General features: G+C 37.8%; 3 protein-coding genes. 1 reads left to right on the forward strand and 2 read right to left on the reverse strand.

From position 1 onward, the window contains the following. Nucleotides 1–579: hypothetical protein (locus GNE10_RS32020; RefSeq protein ID WP_185570002.1), on the reverse strand; the 579-nt coding region annotated here is incomplete at its 3' end. 463 nt (nucleotides 580–1042) lie between these two features. Beyond that, the gene (locus GNE10_RS32025) at nucleotides 1043–3130 is read right to left on the reverse strand and encodes a serine/threonine-protein kinase (protein ID WP_099069703.1); all 2088 of its coding nucleotides are present in this window, start codon (nucleotides 3128–3130) and stop codon (nucleotides 1043–1045) included. Between the two features lie 548 nt (nucleotides 3131–3678). Between GNE10_RS32025 and GNE10_RS32030 the strand changes: the two genes are divergently transcribed. Beyond that, complete coding sequence (locus GNE10_RS32030) at nucleotides 3679–4896, forward strand: pre-peptidase C-terminal domain-containing protein (protein ID WP_185570003.1); 1218 nt, start codon at nucleotides 3679–3681, stop codon at nucleotides 4894–4896. Nucleotides 4897–4995 lie beyond the last annotated feature (99 nt).

The following is a 4995-nucleotide window of genomic DNA, read 5'->3' on the forward strand; positions in this document are numbered from 1 at the left end:
AAATTCACTAATATATAATTCAATTGTAGAAATTTTCTTTTGTCTTTCTAAAGTTAAACTCAAACATAAACCAATACCCATTATCACTCCAAATTGATTGGGGTTTTGCATTATTGAACCAATTTGAGGATAAAAGCTAGGAAATTTTAATAGCTCAAAAATCCAGTGATTGGGAACTAAAGCTTCTAAAAAACCCAAAATTCCAATTATTTGTAACAAATTCAATATACAACGATAATAAAATGTTAAAGATGAATTTTTCATCTTTCTAAACGTTAAAACTAAAAAAGCAAAAAATAATATAAAATAACTCGAATATTTAGCGCTATAAGTAATAGCAGTACGAGGAAATTCACTAGTTAAAGAAGAAACCCACATCCAAATATATAGTAATCCCAAAGATATCAAAATAGTCTTATTATTTTTGACAACTTCTCTTGTTTCTTTCCAAGAACAACTAATTATACCAAAACTCAAAGCAGGCAGTAATAAATAATGAATCCCAATATTGAGTCCCGGAAATTTAATTCGCCCTAACAGCGAAGAAAACAGTATCAATAGGAAAAATATATTAATCATAAATTCTAAATTTGGTGATTTTTTTGATAACAAAAATTCTACATTCTACCAATTTGAAAAAAGAATGCGATACATAGACAAAACACCTCCCCAACACTCCTGTTAGTAAGGGTGGGGTATCTGTCGCAAACATTTTTTAAATTGGTATTACTTTATGTCCCTACCTTGCGGGAACGCCTAACGACAAATGCGTTTCAAAATATTATCTGTACCTCACTTAACTGGGAATCTCTATATCAGCTAATGCACATTGAAATTGCATAATTACTCCTCTCCACGTTCCTATCTCCTCATCCCCCTAGATTTGAACTTAAATTTCAGGACACAGATTAGTATTGAGCGTAGATTTTAATATTGTTGCAACTTGAAAATTTGAATCCCTTGTTTAATTCCTTGGAGGATATTATCACAATATAGTCCTCCACGGATATCAGGACGACAATTAATTTTTTATGAGCAGCTTTTATTGAACTGTCTGCCAAATTTTTAAAATATTTTCACCACTTCCACCACCAGCAATAGTCTGTCCATCTGGGCTGATAGCAACAGCATAAATATATCCAGAACCGGTTTCTAAAGTGCGGATTTTTTCTCCTGTAACTGGATTCCAAAGTTTGATAGTCCTGTCACTGCTGCCACTGATAAGGGTGATATTATTGAAAGCTGTTTTTGGCAAAAAAGCGATGGAGTTAATCTTATCATTATGTCCCTTTAATGTGTAAATTAACTTTCCCGTTTGCAAATTCCACAATTTAATTGTTTTGTCATTACTACCACTAGCTAGAGTTTTGCCATCAGGAGCAAAAGCAACGGAAAGAACGGAGCCGCTATGTCCATTTAAGGTGCGGATTAATTTTCCAGTTTCTAAATTCCACAGCTTAATTGTTTTATCCCAACTACCACTGGCGAGGGTTTTACCATCAGGACTGAAAACCACAGACTGAACGCCATTGGTATGTCCTTCCAGAGTGCGGATTAACTTTCCTGTGTCTAAATTCCACAGTTTGATTTTCGTATCTTTACTAGCACTTCCACTGGCGAGGATTTTACCATTGGGGCTAAAATTCACCGAGGTAACTCCGTCAGTGTGTCCTTCGAGAGTGCGAATTAAGTTACCTGTTTCCACATTCCACAGTTTAATTTTCGTGTCCGCGCTTCCACTGGCGAGGGTTTTGCTATCGGGACTAAAGGCTACAGTCCAAATCCAATTAGAATGGCCTTCAAGGGAGCGAATTTCTTCTTTACTTGCGAGATTCCATAGCTTGATTGTTTTGTCATCACTAGCACTACCAAGGGTTTTACCATCAGGACTGAAGGCTACGGAATTCACATCGCTGGAATGTCCTTTGAGAGATTTGGCTAAATAAGGGACTTCCAAGATGTTTTTTACTGGGGAACTAACAGGCTGAGAAATTGGTTCAGAAAGCTGGTTGATTTCACTGGGACGACTTTGGAAATACCAAACTCCCCCTAGTCCTAAAACCAAAACGCCAGTACCTAACAGCAGGGGAGTTTTGAGTTTGTTATTTAGTTTTGGTGGAGGGGTGGTATTTGCTTTGTTATTTGGTTTTGGTGAAATTGGGGCTGTATTTGCGGAAGTACTTTTAAATGTTGCTGTCAGGATAGTAGGGGGTACTTGTACTGAGGATGTTAAGTCCGCGAGAACTTCATCAGCTGATTGATAGCGTTTTTGAATGTCGGGTTGTAAAAGCTTGTCCAAAACTTCAGCCAACTCCGCAGACAAAGGAATTGCGTCTCTACCTGAAGGATTCAAATATTGTCGCCAGGATGTAGTCCAACCATAACCTTGTTGCATCCACAATTGAGATGGGCGGACTCCAGTTAGTAGATGAAAGCAAGTTGCTCCCAAACTGAATAAATCACTGGCTGGGTAAGCTTTGCCATCTTGCATTTGTTCCAGTGCTGTGTAACCGTGGGAGCCTATGACAGTGCCAATTTTAGTTTGCACTCTTGCTGTTAGTTGCTTAGAAGCTCCAAAATCAATTAAAACTAATCGCCCATCAATTTGGCGGCGAATAATATTTTGTGGCTTGATATCTCGATGAATCACTCCCAGTGCGTGAATAAATTTCAGCACCGGCAATAAATCTAGCAAAAGTTCTTGAATCTCTATTTCGTGATAGTTTCCGCGCTTTTCCCATTCTTTGAGCAAATTCTGTCCATTAATAAATTGCTGTACTAAAAATAAATAGCCATTCTGCTCAAAATAAGCCAATAAAGTAGGAATTTGTGGATGTTCAGCCAATTGTTGAAGTCGGCTGGCTTCTTGTTTAAATAATTCAATAGCTTTTGTTAAGGGGCCGGTTCCTTGAAGTTTTGGTGCAAATTGTTTGACAACGCAGCATTCATTCAGCTTGTGGACATCTTCCGCTAGATAGGTTCTGCCAAACCCGCCCTCATCTGATAATACTTGAGTCGGACGATAGCGACCTCCCAGTAGGGGTATCAGTTCCGCTCGACAATTGTGGCAATACTTGTTTTCATCAGGATTTAGGGGTTTTTGGCAGTCGGGATTCACACAACAAAGCATACTGGGAATCCATTTCCATGTTGGGGGTATATATTCATTTTAAGTCATGCAGTATAATCTCTCTTGTTAGTTAATCTTACTGAAACACCATACAAATCGCTAATTTCCTTACCTCATCAGGTATTCCACAATTTACATAGCTTGAAAAAAGTTGCGATCGCACTATGCCTTTTCAGCAATTGATTGGCGTTAATTCCACATATCTATACATGTATGTATTCTCCGTTTAAGAGTCAGACACCATCGTCTGAGTTACACAAAAATATCTCGATAAAAATCCGAAAAGCTGTAATTTGAATTTGGAGGTCAGTATATACCTACCAACTTGGAATTAACTCTGGTGGTCTAAATTGAAATCAGAATTCAGAATTCAGAATTCAGGAGTCAGAATTCAGGTGTCAGAATTCAGGAGTCAGGAGTCAGGATTCAGAAATTTAAATTCAATTTAGTCTGGACAAAATTTCAACTTGATTTAACTGGGGTAAAAACAGGAACAATTAAATTTCTTCCTAAAATATCAAATTTTTAGCAAAACTAGGAGCATAATTATGCTAAGAGAAAACAACAGCTATCGTCACAAATTAAATCAATTTTTAATTTGTTGTTTGAGTAGTAGTTTGTTCATCGCAAGTAATGGGCTACCTATCAGTGCTTTAGGAAAACCTCAAAATTCGCAAAACTTTTTAATTGCTAAATCTCCAGATGAGAGACAGCCAGAAGCAGTAAAGAAAGGAATTGAGCAAATTCCTGTTTCTAATGCAACAGTATCTCCCAGAAAAAAACAATCTGTTGAATCACCAATACAACAACAAACTCCTCGGATATCCTCTAACACAGGAAGTTCCCAGCGTTCCTACAGTAGTGCAAATAATAGCTCCGGTTCTAGATCTTCCGGACGTAGAACTAATAATTCTAATTCCAACAATAATCGTGCTAGTAATAGCTCTGGTTCTAGATCTTCTGGAGGGAGAGTTGCTAATCGTTCTAATAATCGCCCAGCTAGAGTTCAGCAGACAAGTAGCAATGTAGCTGTCAACAACCAAAATATTCAGGAGTCACCAGCACCGATTTACAAAGAAATTAATTTTGTAGATGTGGCGTTGGGTATTTTGGATAGAAATGACTTCCAATCTCAAGGTAGATATTTCCATTTCTACGAATTTGAAGGTAGAGAAAATCAATTAGTCCAAATTAGACTTGTTGGCAGTAACGATAACCGCAGAACAAATAATTTAAGTTTAAAACCGTTATTATTTTTGCACGATCCCGATAATAATATCATCGTCAAAAAAAGTGCTTTAGACAAAAACAGTGGTGGCGATGATGCCTTCATTTTTGCACGATTGCCGGTGAATGGCACTTACAAAATTGCAGTTACTAGCCAAAACCCCGGAGAAATAGGTCGCTATAGTTTAGCTTTGAGGAATGATAGAGCTAGCTACACTATAGATGAATCCGGTCAACTCAATGCCAAAAGTTCCACCTTAAAACAAAATGGAGGAGCTTACAATGTTTCCAATTTTCAAGGTAAAAAAAATCAGCTAATCAGCATTCGCGTAGATAGTGTTGACGAAGAATTTTCTCCTTACGTCACCTTACTCAATTCCAAAGGGCAACCCGTAGCCATAGATCAAAACAAAGACAAAGGTGATGTATATACTGCTTTAATTGACAGAGCTAGATTACCTGAGGATGATACTTACTATATAGTTGTTACTTCCAAGAATCCACAGGAAGTTGGTAAATATAGATTGACTATTTTTTAAATTGGGCATTGGGCATGGGGCATGGGGCATGGGGCAAGCAGGAAGTGTGGGAGGATGAGGAAGAAATCTTTCCCCCCACACTCCCCACACTCCCCACAC

The organism is Nostoc sp. 2RC (assembly GCF_014222165.1).
In the GTDB taxonomy this organism is placed as follows: Bacteria; Cyanobacteriota; Cyanobacteriia; order Cyanobacteriales; family Nostocaceae; genus Nostoc; species Nostoc linckia.

What these genes read in the sequence shown, in the direction of transcription:
- GNE10_RS32025 (WP_099069703.1), bottom strand. Translation starts at nt 3,130, where the DNA reads ATGCTTTGTTGTGTGAATCCCGACTGCCAAAAACCCCTAAATCCTGAT.
- GNE10_RS32030 (WP_185570003.1), top strand. Translation starts at nt 3,679, where the DNA reads ATGCTAAGAGAAAACAACAGCTATCGTCACAAATTAAATCAATTTTTA.